This window comes from Sphingomonas oligoaromativorans (assembly GCF_011762195.1).
In the GTDB taxonomy this organism is placed as follows: Bacteria; Pseudomonadota; Alphaproteobacteria; order Sphingomonadales; family Sphingomonadaceae; genus Solisphingomonas; species Solisphingomonas oligoaromativorans.
This window is the reverse complement of record NZ_JAASQK010000001.1, coordinates 433433-459059: the sequence shown is the minus strand read 5'-3', so window position 1 is coordinate 459059 and position 25627 is coordinate 433433. Positions and strand designations below refer to the sequence as shown.

Sequence of the window (25627 nt, the reverse complement as noted above, 5' to 3'; positions counted from 1 at the left end):
GGCGGGGCCGCCCGCTCCGCCGGACGGAGGATCACCCTTCGTCGCCACCATCCCCGTCGGAAGCCGGACGGACCGCCTGCTGCGCGGGAGGGCATTTCGGCCGGGGCTTCCGCTGCACGCGCGTGGTGGCGAACTCGGCCGCGTCGAGGGTGCCGGAGCGATCCGCATCCGCCTTGTCGAACTTGCCGATCGCCTTCGCCGAATATTCCTCGAACGACAGCTTGCCGTCGCCATTGGTATCGAGCTTGGCGAAGGCCTTGTGGCGGCTGAGCAGATATTCGTCGCGATCGACCTTGCCGTCACGATTGCGATCATAGCGATCGAAGCGTTTCTGCTCGCGGGTCTTCTCGCTGGCTTCGGGCGGCTCGGCGACGAAAGCCCCCTGCTTCGCCGCGGCCGCGGGCGCCAGCGCCGCCAGCGCGGCAGCCGGCATCGGCACGCCCACCTCGCGCCGCGCCAGCCCGCTCCAGAGGAAAAACCCCGCCGTCACCAGCAGCAACGCAGACGCCACACCCGCCAAATACCGCCCCATCGCCCCCTCCCGACGTTCCGGCCCTGTCGAGACGAAGGCTAGGCGGAAATCAGGCCGGGCGGAACCTCGCGCGCGGCGGAGATAGCACCAAAGACGTCAGCGTCCGGTGAGCTGGTGCGCGAGCACCCGCAGCATCCGCCCCCGCGATCCGATCGGCTTCAGGGCATCGGCGCCGCGCCGCACGTCGCCTTGCGCCAGGACCGTCAGCATCCCCAGCGGGCGGAGGCGCCGGGGCCAGTGACCCGCCGCCGCCCGTTCGAGCGGAGCCCGCGCCGCCTCGAGGATGCGATCGCTCTGCCCCGCATCCGACAGGTGCCGCGCCAGATCGACCAGCGCCCAGCCCTCGCCGGCATCGCTCAGGCGCAGCGCCTCCACGCCCAAGACGCGCCCCGCCAGCGTGAACAGGCGGGCACCCCGCGCGCGCGCATGAATCTCCAGCGTCGCCACATCGAGCGCGGGATCGTCGAGCAGCGCCTCCCAGCCCTCCACCATCGTCGAGAGTTCGGCCCCCGAGATCCGGTCCGGCCGCAGCGCGGCGGCGGCTGCGAGCAGCGGCTCGGCGGGCGGCGGCGCGGAATCGAGCGCCGCCAGCGCATCGCGCCACCAGACCAGACGCATCAATCCGATCGTCGTCTCCCGCGTCCGCGCGACAATGCCGCCCAGACGCTCGTCGATGGCGAAAAGCGTGGCGAGGCTCTCCCGTGCGGTACGCACCGCATAGGCTATCGCGAGCTGTTGCTCGGAATGATTGACGGCGGGATTCTGCATGAAAGGGGTCCACGTCTCGATCGGCGTCAGCGCCGGATCCTCTGGAAGCGCATACGCAACTCTGCCGAACGGACAACCGCTTCCATACGACTATCCGCTCATTGACCAACTCTTAAGGGCTCAGATGCGAAAAGGGGCAAACCGCAGGAAAAGGGCCAGATGCCAGTCAAGCCTCGCATATCGTCGAAGCACGTCGCCCGGCGTCCCGCGCCGCGCTCGCGATTTTGCCTGAACGATGCGCGAGGGGGCACGATCGTTGAATTCGCGTTGGTGGCCGCGCCGCTCATCGCCCTGCTTCTCGCGATCATCGAGACGAGCCTGACCTTCTTCGCGCAGCAGGGGCTGGAGACGACGGCGGAAGCCGCCTCGCGCCTGCTCATGACCGGTCAGGCCCAACAGGCGAACATGAACGCCCAAACCTTCAAGAACGCGGCCTGCAACTCACTCCCTCCCTTTCTGAGCTGCTCGAACCTGTTTATCGATGTCACAACCGTATCAAGTTATTCTGGAGCATTCGTCGCGCCACCAAAGATAACGTATGACAAAAATGGCAACATATCGAACAATTTCTCCTATTCTCCCGGCGGAAGAAATTCGATCGTTGTCTTGAGGCTGATGTACGTCTCCTCGACATTCCGGGGCCCCCTCGGCCTGGATCTCAGCAACATGACAAATAATCGCCGGCTCCTCATGGCGACATCCGTGTTGATGACGGAGAACTACTGATGCCCGTCAACACACTCAAAGAAAAATCGGATATGTTACTCCGAAACGAGTCCGGCGTCGCTTTGACGGAATTCGCATTATGCATACCGGTGCTGCTTATTATATATCTCGGAAGTTTCGTGATATCAGATGCGATCGCCTGCAATCGCAAGGTAACGGTCGCCACGCGGACCATTACCGATCTTACGACACGCTATCCCAATATGACAGAGACCGACGTCTCGACCATTTTGAATGCGTCGGCGCAGGTGATGGCCCCCTACAATCAAGCCGACGCCCTCGTGCGCGTCAGCGAAATACAGGTAACGGATGCATCTCACGCAAAAATAATATGGAGCAGATCCATTAATGGACAAAAACTCATAGCTAATAATGTCATTAGTATACCGAATGGTATGGCATCTATAGGATCATATCTCATATTCGGTGAGGTAAATTACGCATATACTCCAATAATTTCATACGGATTCCTAAAGCCGACTGGCATATATGACCGAATATACATGAGTCCACGTCTTTCGGATCAGATACCGCTATCTAGCTGACAAGCCCACAGCGCCGCCCAGGAATATGACGATGACCAGCAAACCACATTCCCCCGACGCCTCCGCACGATCGCTCCTGCGACGACTACAGGCGAGCGAGCGAGGAAACGTCCTGATGCTGGTCGCCTTCTCCATCATTCCGCTAACCTTCGCAGCCGGCATGGGCATCGATTACAGCCGCGCCATGAAGCTTCAAACAAAGCTGAATGCCGCTGCCGACGCCGCGGCATTGGCCGCCGTTACAACACCGATGATGCAAAAAACGGACGCGGACGCGAAGCAGGCCGCAGTCAATATGTTTAATATGCAGGCCGCAGGCCTCAGTGGGCTCGTCTATGATCCCAAATCCCTGAGCGTGACCATCACGTCGACAACCGGCGTCAACACCGGGCGAACCGCAACCGTCAGCTATATCGCGCAGTCCAGCAACAGCTTTAGTAAAATTCTTGGCAAGGCATCGCTGACAATCAAGGGATCAGCTTCAGCCAACGCGACGAAAGCGCCATTTATCAACTTCTATCTGGTGATGGATACCTCGCCCTCGATGCTGCTGCCATCGACGAGCGCAGGGCTCACCCAGATGCGATCGCTGACATCGACTTCCTATCTCTCAAAGGGATGCGCCTTCGCCTGTCATACCCAAAATCCACACGCCGACAAGATCTACATCCGAAATCCAAAAGGAAAGGACATCTGGTTCGATTCTTCTGGAACGATGTATTATGTCGACAAGGTAACGAATGGATATGTTTATTCCACGAATTCCAAGGGGCAATCCGTAAAGATTGCAACGGAAAGCTCCGGGCATTACGCGGATTCAATGTGGCTTGCTAAAAATTACGGCAATCAGACCATATTCCCGGGCGGATCGAACATAGAACTTCGCCTCGATGCGGAGCAGCTCGCCGCCCAAAATCTCATACCATTTGCCCAGACGACGGCAGCAAACAACCAGGTCACCTACAAACTGCAAATGTTCAGCTACGACTATGGCAAGCCAAAGACTCTCACAACGTCCATGGTAGACGTGAACACGCTGACGTCCGCCTCCGTACCGGATCTCTCCAACCTTCAGGCTTATTGGTACAGCAACGGCTACATCACATCTTCACAGAACATCGACGATCAGTCGACCGACTTCCAAACCATGTTCAATACGATGAATACGACCATACCGACACCCGGAACGGGAACAACGAAAGACAGCCCGCAAGCGGTAATGTTCATTATTACCGATGGCATGAGCGATGAGAGCCTAAATGGAAGCCGCACGCATCGCGAATTGCAGCCATTTCATCTTTCGCAATGTCAAACGATCAAGAATCGCGGTATCCGTATCGCCATTCTTTATACCGAGTATTTGCCAGACTCGCTAACGGGTGACGATTGGTCACAAAACAACGTCGCGCCTTACATCAAAAATGTCGAGCCGGCACTTCAGCAATGCGCCTCCGCCAAGCCAGACGGGACGCCGCTCTATTACAAGGTCACAACGGATCAGAGCATTTCCGCCGCGCTCACGGCGCTTTTTGCGCTGACCGTCTCGACAGCGCACCTTGTGCAGTAATTCACGGGCTTATCGGGAGTAGCCGGCTCAAGGACGACTACTCCCGATATATTCCCATCAGCGATAGCAAACCTTCTTCGCAGCCGCGACGACGTCGTCCGTCTTAATCAGCGCGAGCTTCTCGAGGTTCGCGGCGTAGGGGAGCGGCACGTCGACATTGGTCACGCGCAACACCGGGGCGTCGAGATCGTCGAAGCCCTTCTCCATCACCACCGCGGCGATTTCCGACGCGATCGAGCAGGTCGGCCAGCCTTCTTCCACCACCACCAGGCGGTTGGTCTTGGCGAGCGACGTCAGCACCGTCTCGGTGTCGAGCGGGCGCAGCGTGCGCAGATCGATCACCTCGGCGTCGATGCCCTCTTCGGCCAGCTTCACCGCGGCTTCAAGCGCCACGCCCACGCCGATCGAGTAGCTCACCAGCGTCACGTCCTTGCCTTCGCGGGCGACGCGCGCCTTGCCGATCGGCAGGACGAAATCGTCGAGCTTCGGCACCTCGAAGGACTGCCCGTAGAGCAGCTCGTTCTCGAGGAACACGACCGGGTCTTCGCTGCGGATCGCGGCCTTGAGCAGGCCCTTGGCATCCGCCGCGCTATAGGGCGCGATCACGATCAGGCCGGGCACCGCGGCATACCACGGGCCATAGTTCTGCGAGTGCTGCGCGCCCACGCGGGCGGCGGCGCCGTTCGGACCACGGAACACGATCGGCGCGCGCATCTGGCCGCCGGACATGTAGTTGGTCTTAGCGGCCGAGTTGATGATGTGGTCGATCGCCTGCATGGCGAAGTTGAACGTCATGAACTCGACGATCGGGCGCAGGCCCGCCATCGCGGCACCGGTGCCGACGCCGGCGAAGCCGTACTCGGTAATCGGCGTGTCGATCACGCGGCGGTCGCCGAACTCGTCGAGCAGGCCCTGGGTCACCTTGTAGGCCCCCTGATACTGCGCGACTTCCTCGCCCATCACGAAGACGCGATCGTCGGCGCGCATCTCTTCGGCCATCGCGTCGCGAAGCGCTTCGCGGACGGTCATCTTCACCATCTCGGTGCCGGCCGGGATTTCCGGGTCACGGGCGTCCGCGCCGGCCTTCTCGGCGCGGGCGACGTCGGCGACCAGCTCGCGCGCGCCGGTCTCCATCTGGTGCGGCGTGGTGGCGTCGGCGACCGGCGCCTTCTCCTCGGCCCTGGGAGCCGGGGTGGCGACGGCGGCGGAGGCATCCTCGCCCTCGCCGGCGAGCAGCGCGATCGCGACGCCCACCTTCACATTGTCCGTGCCCTCGGGAACGAGGATCTTGGCGATCGTGCCTTCGTCCACGGCCTCGAATTCCATCGTGGCCTTGTCGGTCTCGATCTCGGCGAGGATGTCGCCGGACTTCACCTCATCGCCTTCCTTCACCAGCCACTTGGCCAGCGTGCCCTCTTCCATCGTCGGGGAGAGGGCGGGCATCTTCAGTTCGATTGCCATCTCAATAGGTTCCCACCAGCACGTCGGTGTAAAGCTCGGCCGGATCGGGCTCCGGCGACTGCTCGGCGAAATCGGCCGCCTCGGCGACCTTCTGGCGGATGTCCTTGTCGATCGCCTTCAGTTCCTCGGCGGTGACGCCCATCGCCTCGAGCTCGCGCACGGCGTGATCGATGCAGTCGGACGTGTCCTTCATCGTCTGCACCTCCTCGCGGGTGCGGTACTTGGCCGGGTCGGACATCGAGTGGCCGCGATAGCGATAGGTCTTGAGCTCCATCACGATCGGCCCCTTGCCGGCGCGGACCCACTGGAGCGCTTCCTCGATCGCGCCACGCACCGCGAGCACGTCCATGCCGTCGACCTGCATACCCGGCACGCGGAAGCTCTCGCCACGGCGGTAGAGCTGGTCCTCGGAGGCGGCGCGGTTCACCGCGGTGCCCATGGCATAGCCGTTGTTCTCGATCACGAAGATGATCGGGAGCTTCCACAGCTCGGCCATGTTCAGGCTCTCATAGACCTGCCCCTGGTTGGCCGCGCCGTCGCCGAAATAAGCGAGGCAGACGCCGCCGTCGTTGCTGTACTTGTGCTTGAACGCGAGGCCGGCGCCGAGGCTCACTTGCGCGCCGACGATGCCGTGCCCGCCGTAGAACTTATGCTCCACGGAGAACATGTGCATCGAGCCGCCCTTGCCCTTCGAGATGCCTGCCTGGCGCCCCGTCAGCTCGGCCATGATGACCTTGGGATCGATGCCATAGGCCAGCATGTGGCCATGGTCGCGATAGCCCGTGATAACGCTGTCCTTCTCGTTATCGAGCGCGGACTGCAAGCCGACGGCGACAGCCTCCTGGCCGATATAGAGGTGGCAGAAGCCGCCGATCAGGCCGAGGCCATAAAGCTGGCCGGCACGCTCCTCGAAGCGGCGGATCAGCGTCATCTGGCGGTAGAATTCGAGCAGCTCCTCCTTCGACGCCTCATAGCGCTTCGGCTCGGCCGGGCGCTCGCGGTTGGAGGTGGGAACGGGATCGGCCTTGGGCGAGGTCGCCCCGGCGCTCTTCGTTTGCGGTCTCGCCAAGAGTCATGCCCTTCGGTTGGCGTTGTGGTGGGGGCGATATAGGCGCCCGAATGCCGATTCCGCAACGGCAAGCCATGCGGTTTCGAGATGACGTGAACGTCAGGGGGTCGGGATGATGACTTCGTCCGGCCGGGCGAGGCCCATGTCGCGACGCACCAGCTCGTCCGCCATGTCGGGATCGACATGCTTGGCGTCGAGCAGAGCGACGCGATGAGCCAGCACGGCGCGCTGCGCCTCGACCTGCTTGAGAACCACCTGACGCTGGGCCAGTTGCTGCTTGTAGTCGCCCAGCGCGAGCAGGCCGTTCGGCCCCGCGATGGCGTAGCCGGCGAAATTGCCGATCACGAGCAACGCGAGCGCCGGTGCGGCCGCCGCGCGAATGATCGAGATGGAGCGCCCCCTACGCATAGGCGTTCTTTATCCCGAAAATTCCGCGGCGACTCAAGCGATTTCAGGCGTTTCGGCCGGCGAAGGCCGATTTGCCCGCATAGCGCGCCGAGCTGCCCAACTCCTCCTCGATACGGATGAGCTGGTTATACTTGGCGAGCCGGTCCGAACGGGCGAGCGAGCCGGTCTTGATCTGGCCGCAGTTGGTGGCGACGGCGAGGTCCGCGATGGTGCTGTCCTCGGTCTCGCCCGAGCGGTGCGACATCACCGCCGTGTAGCGCGCGCGCTGCGCCATCGACACGGCCTCCAGCGTCTCGGAGAGCGTGCCGATCTGGTTGACCTTCACCAGCAGCGAGTTGGCGACGCCATCCTTGATGCCGCGCGCCAGGCGCTTCGGGTTGGTCACGAACAGGTCGTCGCCGACGAGCTGGGTGCTGTGGCCGATCAGGTCGGTCAGCGTCTTCCAGCCGGCCCAGTCGTCCTCGGCCATGCCGTCCTCGATCGACCAGATCGGATAGCGCGCGGCGAGATCGGCGAGATAGGCCGCCATCTCGTCCGGCGAGAGGGTCTTGCCCTCGCCGGCCATGACGTACTTCCCGTCCTTGAAGAACTCGGTCGAGGCGCAGTCGAGCGCGATCGCGACCTGCTCGCCCGGCTTGTAGCCCGCCTTCTCGACCGACTTCATGATGAAATCGAGCGCATCGGTGGTCGAGCCGATGTTCGGGGCGAAACCGCCCTCGTCGCCCACCGAGGTGGAGAGGCCGGCTTCCGACAGGCCCTTCTTCAGCGTGTGGAAGATCTCCGAACCCCAGCGCACGGCTTCCTTGAGCGTGCCCGCGCCATGGGGAACGATCATGAATTCCTGGAAGTCGATCGGGTTGTCGGCATGTTCGCCGCCGTTGATGATGTTCATCATCGGCACCGGCAGCACGTTCGCCTGCACGCCGCCAATGTAGCGATAGAGCGGCAGGCCCCGGCTCTCGGCCGCCGCCTTGGCGACCGCGAGGCTGACGCCGAGGATCGCGTTGGCGCCGAGGCGCGACTTGTTCTCGGTGCCGTCCAGCTCGATCATGGCGGCGTCGATTTCGGACTGCTCTTCGGCTTCGAAGTCGACGATGGCGTCGGTGATCTCGCCGTTCACGGCCTCGATCGCCTGCTGGACGCCCTTGCCGAGATAGCGGCTCTTGTCGCCGTCGCGCTTCTCCACCGCTTCATGCGCGCCGGTCGAGGCGCCCGAGGGAACGGCGGCGCGGCCGAAGCTGCCGTCGTCCAGCGTGACGTCGACCTCGACGGTCGGGTTGCCGCGACTGTCGAGGATTTCGCGGGCGTGGACGTCGATGATGGCTGTCATGGAGAGGACTCCTCCGGGCAAGGGGACTGAAAGGTCGCGCTGGCTGTTAGCGGCGCAATATGACGGTGGCAATCGGCTCAACCGGACGCAATCGACGGAACCCCGGCAAGAGACGGCTGGTTTTGATCCCGTTGGCGCGGCTATGGTCGCGCGCGTAACGAATGAGGTTCGCCATGGCCGACACGCTTCCCGAAGGCACCGATCACATCGCTCCCGGCGCGGGCAGCGGCAGCACGCGCGACAAGCTCAAGGCCGATGCGGCCGAGCTGCGCGACCGTGCGACCAGCCGCGCCGCCGAGCTGAAGAGCCAGGCGGCCGACAAGGCCCGCGACTATGCCCAGGAGGGCAAGACGCGCGCCGCCAGCGGCCTCGAATCGGTCGCCAAGATGATCGGCGACAGCGCCGCCCAGATCGACGAGAAGCTCGGCGACGCCTATGGCGACTATGCGCGCCGCGCCGCCGAGGCGGTCTCCGGCTTCTCGGGCTCGCTGCGTGACAAGGACGTGGACGAGCTGGTGGGCGAGGCCCGCGATCTGGTGCGCCGCTCTCCTGCCCTCGCCATCGGCGCGGCGGCGGCGGCCGGCTTCGTCATCGCCCGGCTCATCAAGGCCGGCAGCGAAGCGCTGGACGAAACCGCCAAGGCGGCCGAGCCCAAGGCCAGGACCGACGAGGAGGAGATCGCCGCCGACATCTCCGAAAGCGCCCGCAAGGCGCCCTCCGCCAAGCGCAAGTCGCGCGACTCCTGATCCCGGCGGAGGGGGGACGATGCTTGGCCTGCCGGGGCTGATCGGGCAGTTGTTCGAGGATGCGCTCGCGCTCGCGCGGGCGGAGGTTCGGCTGGCCAAGAGCCGTGCTTACGACGTCCTGCGGCGGTCGCGCACGGCACTCGTGCTGCTGGGCTGCGCGCTGATGCTGGTGCAGGGGGCGATCGTCGCGCTGATGTTGGGCTTCGTGCTCGCGCTGGCGCCGATCGTCGGGCCGGCATGGGCCGGGGTCATCCTGCTGGTCGCGGCGCTGGTGCTGGCGGGCCTGCTCGGCTGGGCGGCCATCCACCATATCGCAGGCCCGCGCGAGAAGGCCGCTTCCACCGAGGCCCTGCCATGAGCGCGCTCAGCCGACTGTTCGCCGGGATCAACGATCTCGATGCCGCCAAGGCCGATGCCCGCGCCGCCCGTGCCCGCCTGCTCGGCACCGTGGAGGAGATCCAGACGCGGATGACGCCGGCCAATCTGCTCGACGAGGCGATGGCCGCCGCCCGCGCCCGCTCGACCGAGATGGTGGAGAATGCCGGCCGCGCCGCGCGCGACCGCCCCGCCACGGTGGCCGCGACGGTGGCGGGGATCGGGCTGCTGCTTGCCCGCAAACCTCTGCTGCGGCTCGGCGCGAAACTCTTGCATCGGGGCGAGGAAACCCCGGATGCCGATCACCAGTTTAGCTCCTGAGGGCGCGGCCCGCCGCGTCGTCCAGTATCGAAAGGACAGGCCCATGACCGCGACGCCCGACAAAGACGGCCTCGCCGCCGGCGCGGAAACCGCCCGCAAGGCGATCCGCGACGGCATCGACACCGCCCGCACGCAGGTGAACGAAACCGCGCGCGGCGCCTATGCCCGCACCAAGGACGGCATCGACCAGGCGCGCGGCGCCATGTCGGATGCCTATGCCGCCGGTCGCGACCGTGCGGCCGACGCTTACGCGTCCGCGCGCGAGAAAGCCCGCTCCGCAGGGCGTTCGGCGGCCGATACGCTGGACGGCAATCCCATGGCCGCGGTGCTCGGCGGAATCGCGATCGGTGCGGCGATCGGCGCCCTCCTGCCGCGGACGCGGCGCGAATCGAAAGTGCTCGGCGCCGTCGGCGAGAAGCTGCACGGCGCGGCCCATGAGGCGACCGAGGCCGCCAAGGCCGCCGGCCGCAACAAGCTGGCCGAACTCGGCATCAGCCAGGACAAGGCGCGCGAGGTGATGAAGACGCTCCTCGACGGCCTGATCGCCACGGTCGGCACCGCCGGCACCGCCGCCGTCGACAGCGCCCGCAAGGCGCGCAGCGACGCGGACAAGGCGAAATCCTGATCTCCCTTCCGGCACAGGCTGCGTTCATCCCGGCGCAGCCATGCCACAAACCGGCTTATCCAGACGGTCCGTTGCGAAACGGCCACTCATCAGTCCATGGAGTGTATTGCATGAACCGTATCCGCCTGACGTTCGGCGCCTTCCTGCTGGGCGTGTCGAGCCTCGCCCTGCCCGTGGCGGCCACGCCCGCGTCGGCGGCCGCGATCGACAACACCGATCCGTCGCGCTTCATCGAAACGCTGTCTGGCGAGGCCTTCCGCGTGCTCCACACCGGCAGCAAGGCCGCCGCGCGTACCCAGTTCCGCCAGCTCCTCGGCCAATATTTCGCCGTGGACGAGATCGGTGACCGCCTGATCGCGCGCGAACGCTCGCAGATCACGCCGGCCCAGTATCAGGCCTACAAGGCCGCACTGCCGGGCTTCATCATCAGCACCTATGCCGATCGCCTCTATGACTATGCCAACGCGCGGGTGAAGGTGGTGCGCGCCATTCCGCGCGGCGATGGCGCCGCCGTGGCGAGCCAGGTGATCCAGCCCGGCCAGCAGCCGATCAACGCCACCTGGACGGTGCAGAAGATCGGCGGCGGCTACAAGGTGACCAACCTGACGGTGGCCGGCATCAACCTCGTGCTGACCCAGACGGCGGACTTCGATTCCTATGTCCAGAAGAACGGCTTCGACAAGCTCGTCACCTTCATGAAGTCCCGCAACTAAGCGCCGCCGGCCCGGTCCCGTCGCGCCGCCTCTTGTGCGGCGCGGCGAACAGGCCTAGTCGCCTGCCGCATCCCATCTTACCGGCAGGATCATATGAGCAAGCTCCATCTCGTCTTCGGTGGCCGCGTCAAAGACCCGCAGGGTCTCGACTTCGAGGATCTCAAGGCGATCGACTTCGTCGGCCTCTTCCCCGATTTCGCCAGCGCCGAGAGCGCGTGGCGCTCGGCCTCGCAGCGTTCGATCGACGATGCCGAGATGAAGTATGTCGTGGTGCATCTGCACCGCCTGCTCGAACCGGAACTCTGATCGAGCCGAAGATCGGCTCGGCCTGAGCGGGAACGCCCCTCAGGCCGAGCGGTAGCGGAAGAGCAGCAGGGGCCGCGCCAGCGCGAGCCCCGCGAGGAAACCGCCGATATGCGCCGGCGTCGCGATCACGCCCCCGCTCGGCACGCCCGGCAAGCCCACCGAGGCGAAGCCCAGCATCGCCTGGATCACGATCCATCCGATCGCCAGCCACAGCACATGCAGCAGGCGGCCCGGTATCGGCCCCCAATTCTTCGCGCGCTGCTTGCCATAGAGCAGCGCATAGGCGCCGATGATCGCCGATCCCGCCCCGCTCGCGCCCACCATGGTGGCAAAGCTCGTCGGCATGGCGAGATATTCGGCCGCAGCCGCCGCATAGGCGCCGACGAGATAGAGCAGCACCAGTCCGCCCGGCCCGACCGAAGCCTCCACCAGACGCCCGCAAAAAGCGATCATCAGCAGGTTGAAGCCGACATGCAGCAGGTTCGCGTGAACCAGCGTCGCGGAGAGCGGGGTCAGCCACACCGGCACCGCGCCGGGCAGCGCCAGGCCTTCCGAGATGCGAGCCGGAATGAATCCTGCGATCAGCGCCATCCGGTCCACCTGCCCCGCCGCTTGCGCGGCGAGCCAGGCGAGGCCGGTGATGACGGTGATCGCGATCGTGGCCCGCGCGGGGGGAAGGCGCATCGGCCGATTATCCCGTCAACGCTCGCGGATCAGATGAATTCCACCTTCTCGACGGCGTAATACCGATCGCCCGACGGCACCGACACCTCGATATCGTCACCCAGCCGGCGCCCGATCAGCGCGCGGCCCAGCGGCGAATTGTAGGAGATGCGGCCCTTCTTGGCGTCCGCCTCCATCTGCCCGACGATCTGGTAGACGATCGGCTTGTCATCCTCGTCGAGCAGAGTGACGGTCGCGCCGAACACGATCTTGTCACCGGAAAGCTCGGTGGGATCGATGACCACGGCACGGCTCAGCCGGTCCTCCAGATCGGCGATGCTCGCCTCGATCTGGCCCTGACGCTCCTTGGCGGCATGATATTCCGCGTTCTCGGAGAGATCGCCATGCGCGCGTGCCTCCTCGATCGCGTCGATCACCTCCGGGCGCTCGATCGTCTTGAGGCGATGCAACTCCTCGGTGATGAGCTTGTAGCCCTCCTGGAGCATCGGCATCTTCTCGACCGTCGCCATCCTACCCACTGCCTTTCGTCAACAAAGCCGCCTTCGGCCCCTCCCCATGGGCCGTTCAAACCGTTCACTTGTAATGGGAGTTCAAAGCGGCAGCGGAGAATAATAGGATTGGAGCGAGCGGACTTCAAGCGGGCGTTGCCGCAACGCAGCGATAGCCCGCGCCGCAGCGACACTGGCGGCCGCCGTGGTGAAGTACGGGATCTTGCCCGTCACCGCCGAAACGCGGATTTCGCGGCTGTCCTTTAGCGACTGCCACCCTTCCGTGGTGTTGAAGATCAGCGCGATCTCGCCATCCTTGATATGGTCGACGATGTGCGGCCGGCCCTGCGCCACCTTGTTGACGCGCTCCACCGCGATGCCCTGCCCGGCGAGATAGTCAGCCGTGCCGCCGGTCGCGACGATGGTGAAGCCCGCTTCCGCGAGAAGCTGGACACCCGGCAGGATGTACGGCTTGTCGCTGTTCTTCACCGAGACGAAGACGGTGCCCTCGGTCGGCAGCACGACATTGCCGCCGAGCTGCGACTTCAGGAACGCCGCGCCGAAATCGCTGTCGATTCCCATGACTTCGCCGGTGGACTTCATCTCCGGCGAGAGTACCGGGTCGACGCCGGGGAAGCGCGCCCAGGGGAACACCGCCTCCTTGATCGCGATATGGTCCACCTTGCGATCGAGCGACGGCAGGGCGGCGAGCTTCTCGCCCGCCATCACGCGCGCGGCGATCTTGGCGACGGGCGCGCCGATCGCCTTGGCGACGAACGGCACGGTGCGGCTGGCGCGCGGATTGACCTCGATGAGGTAGACCGCGCCGTCCTTCACCGCGAACTGGATGTTCATCAGGCCCTTGACCATCAGCGCGCGGGCGAGCGCCTCGGTCTGGCGCTTGATCTCGGCGACGATCGCGTCGGAGAGGCTGTAGGGCGGCAGCGTGCAGGCGCTGTCGCCCGAGTGGACGCCCGCTTCCTCGATATGCTGCATGACGCCCGCGACCACCACGTCGGCGCCGTCAGCGATGGCGTCGACATCCACCTCGATCGCGTCGCGCAGATACTGGTCGATCAGCACGGGCGAGTCGCCGGAGACCTGCACGGCGGTCTGGATGTAGTTCTCCAGTTGCTCCTGCGTGTCGACGATCTCCATCGCGCGGCCGCCCAGCACATAGGACGGACGCATCAGCACCGGATAGCCGACGCGCTCGGCGACCGCGATGGCCTCCTCGCGCGAGCGGGCGATGCCGTTGCGCGGCTGCTTGAGGCCGAGCTTCTCGACGAGCGCGGCGAAACGCTCGCGGTCCTCGGCGAGGTCGATCGCGTCGGGCGAGGTACCGAGGATCGGGATGCCGGCCTTCTCCAGCTCGGCCGCGAGCTTGAGCGGGGTCTGGCCGCCGAACTGGACGATCACGCCTTCGAGCGTGCCGTTCGACTGCTCGACGTGGAGGATTTCCAGAACGTCCTCGACGGTCAGCGGCTCGAAATAGAGGCGGTCGGACGTGTCATAGTCCGTGCTCACCGTCTCCGGGTTGCAGTTGACCATGATCGTCTCATAGCCGACCTCGTCCAGCGCGAAGCAGGCGTGGCAGCAGCAATAGTCGAACTCGATGCCCTGACCGATGCGGTTCGGGCCGCCGCCAAGGATGACGACCTTCTTACGGTCGCTCGGGGCCGCCTCGTTCTCGGGCTCGCCGAAGACGGGGGCCTCATAGGTCGAGTACATGTACGGCGTCTTCGCCTCGAACTCGGCCGCGCAGGTATCGATGCGCTTGAAGACCGGGCGCACGCCGAGCTTGTGGCGGAGCGCACGCACCTCGCCCTCGGTGATGCCGCCGGTCATCGCCTTCAGCGTGTCGTGGATCAGGCCCGAGCGCGCGACGGCGTTCTCGCGCACATTCGCGGACTCCAGCGCCAGCATGGCGAGGCGGCGATCCGAGAAGCCCATCGCCTTCAGGCGACGCAGGCCGTTGGCGTCCTGCGGAAGGCCGTTGGTGCCGACCTCATCCTCAGCCTCGACGATCTCGCGCAGACGCTCCAGGAACCACGGATCGAACTTGGCGATGCCGTTGATCTCGTCGACCGTCAGCCCCGCGCGCAGCGCCTGCGCCGCGACCAGCAGGCGATCCGGCGTCGGACGGCCAAGCGCCGCCTCGATCTCCGAGCGCGGGCGGCCGGCGAGCCGCTCCACCACGTCGAAGCCGGCAAGGCCCGTCTCCAGGCCGCGCAGCGCCTTCTGCATGGACTCGTGGATGTTGCGGCCGATCGCCATCACCTCGCCCACCGACTTCATCGCGGTGGTGAGCGTGTCGTCCGAACCCTTGAACTTCTCGAAGGCGAAGCGCGGGATCTTGGTGACGACATAATCGATGGTCGGCTCGAACGAGGCCGGGGTCGCCCCGGTGATGTCGTTCATGATCTCGTCGAGCGTGTAGCCGACGGCGAGCTTCGCCGCGACCTTGGCGATCGGGAAGCCCGTCGCCTTCGACGCCAGCGCCGACGAACGCGACACGCGCGGGTTCATCTCGATGACGATCAGGCGGCCGTCCGCAGGGTTCACCGCGAACTGCACGTTCGAGCCGCCCGTCTCCACGCCGATCTCGCGCAGCACCGCGATCGAGGCGTTGCGCATGATCTGATATTCCTTGTCGGTCAGCGTCAGCGCCGGCGCGACAGTGATGGAGTCGCCCGTGTGGACGCCCATCGGATCGACATTCTCGATCGAGCAGATGATGATGGCATTGTCGTTCCGATCCCGGACGACCTCCATCTCATATTCCTTCCAGCCGAGGAGCGACTCCTCGATCAGGACTTCGGTGGTGGGCGAGGCATCGAGGCCGCCCGTCACGATGCGGATGAACTCCTCGCGGTTGTACGCGATGCCGCCGCCGGTGCCGCCCATGGTGAAGCTCGGGCGGATGATCGAGGGGAGCCCGGTATGCTCCAGCACGGCCAGCGCCTCGTCGAGCGTGTGCGCCACGCCGGACCGCGCGCTCTCCAGTCCGATCTTGTCCATGGCGTTGCGGAACTTCAGCCGGTCCTCGGCCTTGTCGATCGCCTCGGCGTCGGCGCCGATCATGGTGACGCCGTACTTCTCCAGCGTGCCGTCATGGAAAAGCGCCAGCGCAGTGTTCAGCGCGGTCTGCCCGCCCATGGTGGGAAGCACCGCGTCGGGGCGCTCCTTCTCGATGATCTTGGCGACGATCTCCGGCGTGATCGGCTCGACATAGGTGGCGTCGGCCATGTCCGGGTCGGTCATGATCGTGGCCGGGTTCGAATTGACCAGAACGATGCGATAGCCCTCTTCCTTGAGGGCTTTGATCGCCTGCGTGCCCGAATAGTCGAACTCGCAGGCCTGGCCGATGACGATCGGACCCGCGCCGATGACGAGGATCGAGGAGATGTCGGTGCGCTTGGGCATTAGTCGTTCGCTCCGGTAGTCGCCATGCAGCCCCAGCCGTCATATTCGACGCCGGAATAGGTCGCTTCGATTTCAAGACATTTGCGGGTGAGGGCCTTCACCGCCTCGGGCTCGATCGTCTGGACGATGTCGAGGTCGAGGCGCCACTGGCCTTCTTCCTCGGCATCCTCGTCGGGGACGAACTGGCCGAACTCGAAGCCGAGATCCTCGGCCGCCTCGGCCAGCACTTCGAGCGCCTGCTCGCGACCGATGAAGCTGACATCGACCGTCCGCGCGATCGTCGCAACGTCGCCGTTGGCGGCGAGCTGGGCGAGAAGCTCCTGATCCTGCTCCCACTCAGCCTCGAAGCGGGCTTCGTCGATGGGGGTGTTGGGTTGGTTAGGCATTATTGGCCGCTCAATCCATGAGTGAGAACATACTGGAGCAGGTTCGTCGCCAACCCCGCGATAACACTGTCGGCGTACCGTCTGATCAATTCGTTGAGTGAAGAAACCAACGTGACTTGCAGAAGGTACGCCTTGAACTCCCCAGCACGCAGGAGTTCACGGCCTGCCTTTAACTGACCCAAAATCCTTTGCCGAAAACTCGGATCGTCAGGCTCTCCGTTTGTGCTTTCGAGATTATCTATGACCGCTGAAATCGATGCTTCGATATCTCGAGCTTGATTGTGGTCGAGCTTTACAAGCCGATCGGAGGCCGGAAGCCGTCTTTCATCAGCCGCGTCATCCACAGCAAGATCATCGTGGTGGGAATCTTCTACGATGTCGTCCAGTCCGCGATCTTCCGCATATCGCAACCCGTCGCCTGTAAGGCGGCCTGCAGCAGTTTCATCCCCAAACATTGGCTCGATACCGCGCACCCAACCCTTGGCTTGCATCTCCCTCGACGCTTCAGCGAGGTACCCCCGTTCGTATTGGATACCGTACCTTGAAGCGAGCGCTTGGAACGAAATAAATCCATCCTGCTCTCGATGTTCACGATACAAAGCACGTACGAGATCAAGAAAAAAATCGTTGTACCGTATCCGGGTCACTTCAGAGCGCCCACGAACTGCTTGAACAGATAATGGCTGTCCTGAGGGCCGGGGCTGGCTTCGGGGTGGTACTGGACCGAGAAGGCCGGCTTGTCGGTGAGGCGAAGCCCCGCCAGCGAGCCGTCGAACAGCGAGACGTGCGTCGCCTCGGCATTGGCCGGGAGCGTCTCCACATCGACCGCGAAGCCGTGGTTCATCGAGGTGATCTCGACGCGACCGTCGTCCGAGCGCTTGACCGGATGGTTCGCGCCGCGATGGCCCTGATGCATCTTGTAGGTCTTCGCGCCCACCGCGAGGCCGAGCATCTGGTGGCCGAGGCAGATGCCGAACAGCGGCTTGCCCACTTCCAGAAGCTTCTTAATCACGGGCACGGCATATTCGCCGGTCGCGGCCGGATCGCCGGGGCCGTTCGAGAGGAAAACGCCGTCAGGCTCGTGGCGCATCACATCCTCGAAGCTCGCGGTCGCCGGCACCACCGTCACGCGCGCACCGGCGGCGACGAGGTTGCGCAGGATGTTGCGCTTCAGGCCATAGTCGATGGCGACGACGTGCGGCCCTTCCGGGTTCGCGGCGTGGGTCGCGTAGCCCTGGCCGAGCGTCCAGAGGCCGTCTTCCCAGGTGTAGCTCTGGAGGGCGGATACGTCCTTGGCGAGGTCCATGCCTTCGAGGCCGGGCCACGCCTTCGCCTGCTCGATCAGCGCGGGGATGTCGAACTTGCCGTCCGGGTCATGCGCGATCACGCCGTTGGGCGCGCCCCGCAAGCGGATCATGCGGGTCAGCGCGCGGGTATCGATGCCGGAGAGGCCGATGCGGCCGTTGACCTTCAGCCACTCGTCGAAATGCTGCGCGGCGCGGAAGTTGGAGGGCGCGGTCACGTCCTCGCGGACGATGCAGCCGAGCGCATGGGCGTTGGTCGCCTCGATATCCTCACCGTTCGCGCCGACATTGCCGATGTGCGGGAAGGTGAAGGTGATGATCTGCTTCTCGAAGGAAGGATCGGTCATCGCCTCCTGATATCCGGTCATGGCCGTATGGAAGCACACCTCGCCGACCGCCGAACCGACGGCGCCGAAGCCCCGCCCGAACAGCACATCGCCCGATGCCAACACCAATACGCCAGTGGCTCCTTGTGGAACGCGCACGGGTTCGGTCTCGGCCAAGGCGGCTCTCCTCATAGATGGACAGGCGGGTAAACGGCCGGGTTCCTAGGAGCCACCTCCTGCGCGGTCAATCTAGTAAAATCGGCGCGGGATCGCTATGTCTTCTCCTTTCCTGAATCCGACGGGGCCCCATGATTCGAGACGACATCAAGCAGGCGCTCGTCGCCGCAATGAAGGCGCGTGAGAGCGAGAAAACGGCGGCGATCCGCCTGATCCAGAGCGCTCTCAAGAACCGCGACATCGAAGCGCGCACCGGCGCGCCCATCGCCGACGATGATGCGCTCGTGGTCGAAGTGCTCAACAAAATGGCGAAGCAGCGCCGCGAATCGATCGAAATGTACGAGAAGGGCAACCGCCCGGAGCTGGCCGCCGCCGAGGCCGCCGAGCTTGCCGTCATCGAAAGCTTCATGCCCCAGCGCCTGACCGAGGAGGAAACCATCGCCGCGATCGACGCCATCAAGGCCGAGATCGGTGCCGAGGGTCTCAAGGACATGGGCAAGGTGATGGCCGAGCTGAAGGCCCGCCACGCGACCAGCCTCGACATGGCGAAGGCCAGCGGCCTCGTGAAGGCGCGGCTGGCCTGAACCGATCGGGAGGGGGAAGCCCCCTCCGCTCGTCCTGAGCGGAAGCGAAGGGCCTGCTACGGGAGAAGCAGTGGCATTTTGGGCCTATATGCTGAAATGCGCGGATGGCCGATATTATGTCGGCCAAACGGACGCGCTTGAGCGGAGGGTCATGCTGCATCAGGCCGGCAAAGGCAGTGATTTCACCGCGAGGCGACAGCCCGTCATGCTGGTTTGGAGCGAGACATTCGCCACGCGCGCGGAAGCGCTCGCGGCCGAATTGCGGATCAAGGGCTGGTCGCGCGCCAAGAAGGAAGCGCTGATCGCCGGCGACTGGAATCGGGTTTCCGAATTGGCGGTTTCCCATGGGGCACGTCCTTCGACAAGCTCAGGACGAACGGGAGGAATGGAGCCGACCCCGGAAACCTCCTCAGTTCCAGAAATTTCGCTGACCTCGGAAACTCCGTTCGTCCTGAGCGAAGTCGAAGGACGTGCCCCAGGCACAGGGACCGGAACGCCTCCCCGCCAATGGAGCGAGAAATGAGTCTCTCGCCGGCATGGCTGGACGAGTTGCGGGCGCGCACCCTGCTGTCCGCATTGATCGGCAAGACGACCAAGCTCCAGCGCGCGGGTCGCGAGTGGAAGGCGTGCTGCCCCTTCCATAACGAGAAGACGCCCAGCTTCACGATCAACGACGAGAAGGGCTTCTACCACTGTTTCGGCTGCGGCGCGCATGGCGATGCGATCCGCTGGATGACCGATCATCAGGGGCTGCCCTTCATCGATGCGGTGAAGGAACTGGCGCAGTCCGCCGGTCTCGAAGTCCCGGCGCAGGATCCCCGCGCCCGCGAGAAGGCCGAGCGCGCCTCCACGCTCCATGACGTGATGGGCGATGCCGAGGCCTTCTTCGTCGAGGAACTCGGCAAGGCTGAGGGTGCCTCTGCCCGCGCCTATCTCAAGAAGCGCGGCATCACCGAGGCGCAGGCGCGTACCTTCCGCATCGGCCTCGCGCCCGACAGCCGCACGCGCCTGCGCTCCGCTCTCTCCAAATGGGGCGACGAGAAGCTGATCGAATGCGGCCTCCTCATCCAGCCCGAGGAAGCCAAGCGCGAACCTTACGACCGCTTCCGCGGTCGGCTGATGATCCCGATCCGCGACGCGCGCGGGCGAACGATCGCGTTTGGTGGCCGCATCCTGGGCGAGGGCGAGCCCAAATATCTGAACTCGCCGGAAACGGTGCTGTTCGACAAGGGCCGCACCCTCTTCAACCTCGACCGCGCCGCACCCGCCAGCCGCAAGGCCGACCGGGTGATCGTGGTCGAAGGCTATATGGACGTGATCGCGCTCTCGGGCGCGGGGATCGACGAGGCCGTCGCCCCGCTCGGCACAGCGCTCACCGAAGGGCAGCTTGAGCGGCTATGGCGGCTCGATCCGCAGCCGATCCTCTGCTTCGACGGCGACAGCGCCGGGCAGAAGGCCGCCGTCCGCGCCATCGGCCGGGCGCTGCCCTTCCTCACGCCCGGCCGCACCCTCCGCTTCGTGACGCTGCCGCAGGGGCAAGACCCGGACGACCTGATCCGCTCGGGCGGCCGCGTCGCGATGGAAGCGCTGCTCGCCGAGCCCGAACCGCTGGTCGAGCGGCTGTGGCGTCACGAGCAGGCCGCCCTCCCCCTCGACACGCCCGAGGCCCGCGCCGGACTCAAGCAGCGGCTGGCCGAACATGCCCGCGCCATCGCGGACAAGGATGTGAGCCACGCCTACCTCTCCGAGTTCCGCCAGCGCGCCGACGCCCTCTTCGCGCCCCCCAGACGCGAGTGGCAGCCCCGGCCCCCGCAGGCCCGCCCGGCGCGCGGCAACGGGCGCGGCGGCTGGCCCCCAGTCCCTTCCCAGCCTCTCGCGGGCACGCGCGCCGTCAACCAGAGCGGCGTCGGCCCGCTGGAAGCACGCGCGCTGCTGATCGGCCTTGCCCGGCAGCCGGCGGTGATTGCGGCCCATGCAGAGCATCTTTCGCACCTGCATTTCGCCGACCCGGCGCTCGATCGTGTGCGGATGGCGCTCGTCGAGGCCACATGGCGGGGGGAGACGCTTGAAGGAGACGGAATTAGCACCATATTGCGGCGAGTCGGTGCGATTGAACTCCTATCGAAGCAGGGCCGTGCGAACGGGCTTGCCTTTTCCTTCCAGCGCGGCGATGCGGACCCTGAGCGCGCTCGTCGCGATCTGGGGGAAGTCATCGACGTGATGGTCAGGCGATCGGAGCTTGATGCTCGGATCGCAGAGGCGACCGCCCGGCTGGGGAATGCGACGGACGACGGCGCGTGGGAGGAGCAATTGCACCTCATACGCGAAAGACAGGAAACGGAGCGGCGGCTTTCCGAGTTGAGAGAGCTGACAGGCGACGCGGAACTTTGAGGTTGGGTGGTATGGCGAAGACGAACGGAGTGGACACGGCGGAGAAGGCGGACGGCGGCGATGCGCCCCTGATCGACCTGAACGACGCGTCGCTCAAGAAGCTGATCGCCCGCGCCAAGAAGCGCGGCTACCTCACTTATGACGAGCTGAACGACGCGCTGCCGCAGGGCGAGATGTCGTCGGACCAGATCGAGGACATCACCTCGGCGCTCTCCGAGATGGGCATCAACATCGTCGAGAATGAGGATGCCGGCGAGGACGAGAAGCGCGAGGAAGAGTCCGACGACGAGGAGCAGTCCTCCGACGACGGCTCGGGCGAAGTCTTCCAGGTCGCGGCCAAGAAGGAAACCGTCGACCGCACCGACGATCCCGTCCGCATGTATCTGCGCGAGATGGGCGCGGTGGAGCTTCTGTCGCGCGAAGGCGAGATCGCCATCGCCAAGCGCATCGAGGCCGGCCGCGACACGATGATCCTCGGCCTCTGCGAAAGCCCGATCACCTTCAACGCCATCATCGACTGGTCCACGGCCCTCAACGAAGGCACGATGCAGCTTCGCGAGATCCTCGATCTCGACGCGATGCTCAACAAGGATCCGGCGCCGGAAAGCCTCACCGAGGACGGTGAGGAGGACAATGGCGAGATCAGCGAGAAGACCGCTGGCCCGTCCTTCAAGGAAGAGGAAGAGCCCGAGGAGCAGTCCGCCGACGAGGACGAGGACGGCCTGACCGAGCGCCGCACCCCGCGCCCCGCCGAGGAGGAGGAAGAGGACAACACCCTCAGCCTCGCGCAGATGGAAGAGCAGCTCAAGCCGCTCGCGCTGGAGCGCTTCGCCAAGATCACCGAGCTGTATCACCAGTTCGCCAGCATCCAGCAGGCGCGCGTCGAGGCGCTGAACTCGGGCGGTTTCCCGGAAGCCGACGAGGCCCGCTATCACGAGCTGCGCGAAGAGCTGACCGCCGAGGTCGAAAGCGTCCAGTTCCATGGCGCCAAGATCGAGCATCTCGTCGACCAGCTTTATGCCTTCAACCGCCGCCTGACCGCGCTCGGCGGCCAGATGCTGCGCCTGGCCGAGCGTCACAAGGTGCCGCGCAAGGCGTTCCTCGATGCCTATATCGATCATGAGATCGAGGAAGGCTGGCTCGATCGCGTCAAGGGCATTGACAAGAAGTTCGCCGCCTTCGCCGCCGCCGAGGCGGGGCAGGTCGAGCGCATCCGCTCCGAGATCGCCGAGATCGTGCAGGCGACCGGCATGGCCCTGCCCGAATTCCGCCGCATCGTGAACATGGTGCAGAAGGGCGAGCGCGAGGCGCGTATCGCGAAGAAGGAGATGGTCGAGGCCAATCTCCGCCTCGTGATCTCGATCGCCAAGAAGTACACCAATCGCGGCCTTCAGTTCCTGGATCTCATCCAGGAGGGCAATATCGGCCTGATGAAGGCGGTCGATAAGTTCGAATACCGCCGCGGCTACAAGTTCTCGACCTATGCGACCTGGTGGATCCGTCAGGCGATCACCCGCTCGATCGCGGATCAGGCGCGGACCATCCGTATCCCGGTCCACATGATCGAGACGATCAACAAGCTCGTCCGCACCAGCCGCCAGTTCCTCCACGAGACCGGCCGCGAGCCGACGCCTGAAGAGCTGGCCGAGCGCCTCTCCATGCCCCTGGAGAAGGTCCGCAAGGTCATGAAGATCGCCAAGGAGCCGATCTCCCTCGAAACGCCGATCGGCGACGAGGAAGACAGCCACCTGGGTGATTTCATCGAGGACAAGAACGCGATCATCCCGGTGGACGCCGCGATCCAGCAGAACCTCAAGGAGACGGTGACGCGGGTATTGGCCAGCCTCACCCCCCGCGAGGAGCGCGTGCTGCGTATGCGCTTCGGCATCGGCATGAACACCGATCACACGCTCGAGGAAGTGGGCCAGCAGTTCTCGGTGACCCGCGAACGCATCCGCCAGATCGAGGCGAAGGCGTTGCGGAAGCTCAAGCATCCGAGCCGCAGCCGGAAGATGCGCAGCTTCCTCGATCAGTAAGACACAAACGGGCAGGGTCATTCCTGCCCGTTTTCGTTTCGGGTGGAGCGCATTCCGACGCAAAACCCCCGCAAATGCAGCGCTTTCCGTCAATTCGACATCATAAACCGCGCATTTACGCCTTTGGTCTATTCCCTGTTCGCAAGCGCGGCGACCGGCCCGCGTGGAGGACGAGCGGAGTGGGTTGATGACGGCGACAGCGAGGAGCGAGAAGCCTGAAGGCGTAGGCGCGCGTCTGTCTGCGCTGCTGTCCGCCGAGGGCAGCGCCCAGCATCCCTATTGCGGCTCGCCCGATCTGCTGACGGGTGCCGACGGCGCGCGCAATCTGGCTGACGCGGCGCATTTTCTGACCATGCTGCACGGCCGCCATCCGGGCGTCGCCGATCATGCCGCGCATCGCATCGTCCACCCCGCCGCGCGAACATGGATCTCCCACGTCACCGCCGGTTTCTCGGCCGAGCGGACGCTGCTCACCAAGCTTGCCGTCGTGGTCGGCCCGCTGCCGAGCACGCTGGGGCAGGCGCAGAGCGAGGCGGCGGTCTCAGGGCAGACCCATGCGCTCGCCACCCTCGCCCAGTCCGATCGCAACGGCACAGCGCTCGGCGCGACGCTGGCGCTCACGCTCGACTGGCGGCCGATCCGCCGCGTGCTGGATGCGGCGGCCGAGCGATTCGACCTCCAGCCGCCGCCGCTTGACCTGCCAGGCCTTCAGGAGGCGCTCGACGTCGCCACGCGGGCGGCCGAGACGCCCGGCATCGAACGCGCCATCCTGTTCGGCGCGCAGCAATTGCTCATCCAGCATCGCGGGCTGTGGGATCTGCTCGAAACCCGCCACTCCGCGCGCCGCGACGCCTGAGCGTCAGCGCTTGCGCGCCCAGGCGCCCGCTTCCTGCGTCTCCGCCTTCTTCGCGCGGCGATCGTAGAGGCACAGCATGGTGCCCGGCTTGCCCTTCATGAACTTCTGCGGATAGCGGCCGGTCACGAGGATCACGTCCTGCGCGGTGCGATCGCTGAAATGCACGGGCGCGGAGGCCGCGGCGTCGTTCAGCCCGCTCGCCTTGACGCAGGCGTTGCGCGCCGCGCTCTCCCCCGCCGTCCAGGCCGCCGTCGACGAGGCCGTGGCCGGTGCGGACAACAGGGCGGTCGCGGGCGCCAGCAGAGGCAGAAGGGCAAGGCGGTGACGCATGGATGCTCCCGGATTCAGGGCAGGCACAGGCGCCCCCCCGTCAATGGCTGAGCGACACCCGTGGTCCCTGGGAAGCTGATCGGCAAGCCCTTCAGGCTGCGTACCGCCATATAGGCAAAGCCTTCCGCCTCGGTCGCGTCGCCATTCTGGCCGAGCGCCTCGATCGGCTCGACCGGGATTTCGCAGGCGTCGGCCAGCATCGCCATCATCGTGGCGTTGTGACGCCCGCCACCGGCGACGATCATCCGCACCGGCCGCTCGGGCAGATGGTTGAGCGCCAGCGCCACCGTCGCGGCGGTGAAGGCGGTGAGCGTCGCCGCTCCGTCCGCCGGCAGCAGGCCGCGCGCGGGGGCCATGGTGAAGTCCGCCCGGTCGAGCGACTTGGGCGGCGCGAGATCGAACCACGGATTGTCGAGCATCGCCGCCAGAACCTGTCGATGAACCTCTCCGGTGGCCGCGAAGGCGCCCCCCTCGTCGAAGGTCTTGCCCGTCTCGGCGGCCATCCAGTCGTCGACGAGGCCGTTGGCCGGGCCGGTGTCGAAGGCGATCAGCTCGCCATCGCGGCCGATAAAGGTGATATTGCCGACACCGCCCAGGTTCAGCACCGCCAGCGGCAATTGCGCACCGGAAGCCAGCGCCCGGTGATAAACCGGGAGCAGCGGCGCTCCCTGCCCGCCCGCCGCCACGTCCGCCGAGCGGAAATCCGCCACCACCGGCACCTTCAGCGCCGCCGCCAACGCCGGGCCGTCGCCGATCTGCCAGGTCCAGCCCTGCGGGGGTCGGTGCGCGACGGTCTGGCCGTGGAAGCCCACCACCTTCACATGATCGAGCGGGATGCCGGCGGTCGCGACCAGTTGGTGGATAGCCAGAAGGTGTCGACGGTTGAGCATCTCGGTCGCCGCCGCGATCTCCGGGCTGAGGCGCGGTTTCTCATAGGTGAGCGCCAGCGCGGTCGCCTCCTGAAGCTGCTGCCGCGCCTGCTGCGAATAGGGCTCGGAGCGGAAGGCGATCGGCCGGACATGGCCCTCCCCGTCCGTCTCGATCAGCGCGGCGTCGATGCCGTCGAGTGACGTGCCCGACATCAGGCCGATTGCCAGCATCGCGTCGCTACCCATCCGCATCCCCCTTGTGCTACGCACCCGCCCGC

General features: G+C 65.4%; 27 protein-coding genes. 13 read left to right on the top strand and 14 right to left on the bottom strand.

The genetic code is table 11. The features are described from left to right. Positions 1–31: 31 nt before the first annotated feature. Together FHS98_RS02350 and FHS98_RS02345 are read right to left on the bottom strand one after the other, a co-directional pair. A complete protein-coding gene (locus FHS98_RS02350) occupies positions 32–532 on the bottom strand; it encodes an EF-hand domain-containing protein (RefSeq protein WP_167099204.1) in 501 nt (166 codons plus the stop codon). 96 nt (positions 533–628) lie between these two features. Then, positions 629–1300, bottom strand: a complete 672-nt coding sequence (locus tag FHS98_RS02345; protein ID WP_167099201.1) for a squalene/phytoene synthase family protein — start codon at positions 1298–1300, stop codon at positions 629–631. Between the two features lie 159 nt (positions 1301–1459). Between FHS98_RS02345 and FHS98_RS02340 the strand changes: the two genes are divergently transcribed. Both FHS98_RS02340 and FHS98_RS02330 read left to right on the top strand, forming a co-directional pair. Continuing rightward, positions 1460–2026: a TadE/TadG family type IV pilus assembly protein gene (locus FHS98_RS02340; RefSeq protein WP_167099198.1), complete on the top strand. Its 567-nt coding sequence runs from the start codon at positions 1460–1462 to the stop codon at positions 2024–2026. Between the two features lie 660 nt (positions 2027–2686). After that, positions 2687–4138: a pilus assembly protein TadG-related protein gene (locus FHS98_RS02330; protein WP_243847808.1), complete on the top strand. Its 1452-nt coding sequence runs from the start codon at positions 2687–2689 to the stop codon at positions 4136–4138. Between the two features lie 57 nt (positions 4139–4195). Here the strand turns inward: FHS98_RS02330 and FHS98_RS02325 are convergent, their stop codons facing one another. From FHS98_RS02325 to eno, 4 genes are all read right to left on the bottom strand, one after another. Then, a complete protein-coding gene (locus FHS98_RS02325) occupies positions 4196–5599 on the bottom strand; it encodes a pyruvate dehydrogenase complex E1 component subunit beta (RefSeq protein WP_167099189.1) in 1404 nt (467 codons plus the stop codon). 1 nt (position 5600) lies between these two features. Further along, a complete protein-coding gene (gene pdhA, locus FHS98_RS02320; protein ID WP_167099186.1) occupies positions 5601–6668 on the bottom strand; it encodes a pyruvate dehydrogenase (acetyl-transferring) E1 component subunit alpha in 1068 nt (355 codons plus the stop codon). Positions 6669–6767: 99 nt separating this feature from the next. Then, positions 6768–7076: an FtsB family cell division protein gene (locus tag FHS98_RS02315; RefSeq protein WP_167099183.1), complete on the bottom strand. Its 309-nt coding sequence runs from the start codon at positions 7074–7076 to the stop codon at positions 6768–6770. A gap of 43 nt (positions 7077–7119) precedes the next feature. Beyond that, the gene (gene eno, locus FHS98_RS02310; protein ID WP_167099180.1) at positions 7120–8406 is read right to left on the bottom strand and encodes a phosphopyruvate hydratase; all 1287 of its coding nucleotides are present in this window, start codon (positions 8404–8406) and stop codon (positions 7120–7122) included. A 173-nt stretch (positions 8407–8579) separates the two neighbouring features. Here eno and FHS98_RS02305 point away from each other — a divergent pair, with 173 nt between their 5' ends. The 6 genes from FHS98_RS02305 (at position 8580) to FHS98_RS02280 (ending at position 11492) form a co-directional block, all read left to right on the top strand. Continuing rightward, on the top strand, positions 8580–9152 hold the full coding sequence (locus tag FHS98_RS02305; RefSeq protein WP_167099177.1) for a hypothetical protein: 573 nt from the start codon (positions 8580–8582) through the stop codon (positions 9150–9152). A gap of 19 nt (positions 9153–9171) precedes the next feature. Then, entirely contained in the window at positions 9172–9510 is a 339-nt protein-coding gene (locus tag FHS98_RS02300; RefSeq protein ID WP_167099174.1) for a phage holin family protein, read from the top strand. Then, positions 9507–9848 carry a DUF3618 domain-containing protein gene (locus FHS98_RS02295; protein WP_167099171.1) on the top strand — a complete coding sequence of 114 codons (342 nt, stop codon included), beginning with the start codon at positions 9507–9509 and terminating at the stop codon, positions 9846–9848. Before FHS98_RS02300 ends, FHS98_RS02295 begins: the two co-directional genes overlap by 4 nt. 43 nt (positions 9849–9891) lie before the next feature. Next, entirely contained in the window at positions 9892–10473 is a 582-nt protein-coding gene (locus tag FHS98_RS02290) for a hypothetical protein (protein WP_167099168.1), read from the top strand. Between the two features lie 110 nt (positions 10474–10583). After that, a complete protein-coding gene (locus FHS98_RS02285) occupies positions 10584–11186 on the top strand; it encodes an MlaC/ttg2D family ABC transporter substrate-binding protein (protein WP_167099165.1) in 603 nt (200 codons plus the stop codon). 93 nt (positions 11187–11279) lie between these two features. After that, entirely contained in the window at positions 11280–11492 is a 213-nt protein-coding gene (locus FHS98_RS02280) for a DUF4170 domain-containing protein (protein WP_167099162.1), read from the top strand. 39 nt (positions 11493–11531) lie between these two features. On the opposite strand, the gene FHS98_RS02275 is transcribed toward FHS98_RS02280, so the two are convergent. The 6 genes from FHS98_RS02275 to carA all read right to left on the bottom strand — a co-directional run bounded on the left by FHS98_RS02275 (position 11532) and on the right by carA (position 18283). Next, positions 11532–12176 carry a rhomboid family intramembrane serine protease gene (locus FHS98_RS02275; protein ID WP_167099159.1) on the bottom strand — a complete coding sequence of 215 codons (645 nt, stop codon included), beginning with the start codon at positions 12174–12176 and terminating at the stop codon, positions 11532–11534. Between the two features lie 29 nt (positions 12177–12205). Continuing rightward, entirely contained in the window at positions 12206–12685 is a 480-nt protein-coding gene (gene greA / locus FHS98_RS02270) for a transcription elongation factor GreA (protein WP_167099156.1), read from the bottom strand. Between the two features lie 81 nt (positions 12686–12766). Beyond that, positions 12767–16090: a carbamoyl-phosphate synthase large subunit gene (gene carB / locus FHS98_RS02265; protein ID WP_167099153.1), complete on the bottom strand. Its 3324-nt coding sequence runs from the start codon at positions 16088–16090 to the stop codon at positions 12767–12769. Further along, on the bottom strand, positions 16090–16476 hold the full coding sequence (locus tag FHS98_RS02260; RefSeq protein ID WP_167099150.1) for a ribonuclease E inhibitor RraB: 387 nt from the start codon (positions 16474–16476) through the stop codon (positions 16090–16092). The genes carB and FHS98_RS02260 overlap by 1 nt, the downstream gene beginning before the upstream one ends. Beyond that, the gene (locus tag FHS98_RS02255; RefSeq protein ID WP_167099147.1) at positions 16476–16967 is read right to left on the bottom strand and encodes a hypothetical protein; all 492 of its coding nucleotides are present in this window, start codon (positions 16965–16967) and stop codon (positions 16476–16478) included. The genes FHS98_RS02260 and FHS98_RS02255 overlap by 1 nt, the downstream gene beginning before the upstream one ends. A gap of 152 nt (positions 16968–17119) precedes the next feature. Further along, complete coding sequence (gene carA, locus FHS98_RS02250) at positions 17120–18283, bottom strand: glutamine-hydrolyzing carbamoyl-phosphate synthase small subunit (RefSeq protein ID WP_243847807.1); 1164 nt, start codon at positions 18281–18283, stop codon at positions 17120–17122. Positions 18284–18414: 131 nt separating this feature from the next. Here carA and FHS98_RS02245 point away from each other — a divergent pair, with 131 nt between their 5' ends. The 5 genes from FHS98_RS02245 to FHS98_RS02225 all read left to right on the top strand — a co-directional run bounded on the left by FHS98_RS02245 (position 18415) and on the right by FHS98_RS02225 (position 24150). Next, entirely contained in the window at positions 18415–18867 is a 453-nt protein-coding gene (locus FHS98_RS02245) for a GatB/YqeY domain-containing protein (RefSeq protein WP_167099141.1), read from the top strand. A gap of 88 nt (positions 18868–18955) precedes the next feature. Next, positions 18956–19390: a GIY-YIG nuclease family protein gene (locus tag FHS98_RS02240; protein WP_208401968.1), complete on the top strand. Its 435-nt coding sequence runs from the start codon at positions 18956–18958 to the stop codon at positions 19388–19390. Continuing rightward, entirely contained in the window at positions 19387–21258 is a 1872-nt protein-coding gene (gene dnaG / locus FHS98_RS02235) for a DNA primase (protein ID WP_167099135.1), read from the top strand. The genes FHS98_RS02240 and dnaG overlap by 4 nt, the downstream gene beginning before the upstream one ends. An 11-nt stretch (positions 21259–21269) precedes the next feature. Continuing rightward, complete coding sequence (gene rpoD / locus FHS98_RS02230) at positions 21270–23294, top strand: RNA polymerase sigma factor RpoD (protein WP_167099132.1); 2025 nt, start codon at positions 21270–21272, stop codon at positions 23292–23294. A 187-nt stretch (positions 23295–23481) separates the two neighbouring features. Continuing rightward, entirely contained in the window at positions 23482–24150 is a 669-nt protein-coding gene (locus FHS98_RS02225; RefSeq protein WP_167099129.1) for a DUF6975 family protein, read from the top strand. 3 nt (positions 24151–24153) lie between these two features. Here the strand turns inward: FHS98_RS02225 and FHS98_RS02220 are convergent, their stop codons facing one another. Continuing rightward, on the bottom strand, positions 24154–24480 hold the full coding sequence (locus tag FHS98_RS02220; protein WP_208401908.1) for a hypothetical protein: 327 nt from the start codon (positions 24478–24480) through the stop codon (positions 24154–24156). Positions 24481–24494: 14 nt separating this feature from the next. Then, positions 24495–25595: an anhydro-N-acetylmuramic acid kinase gene (locus tag FHS98_RS02215; protein ID WP_243847806.1), complete on the bottom strand. Its 1101-nt coding sequence runs from the start codon at positions 25593–25595 to the stop codon at positions 24495–24497. Between the last annotated feature and the right edge of the window lie 32 nt (positions 25596–25627).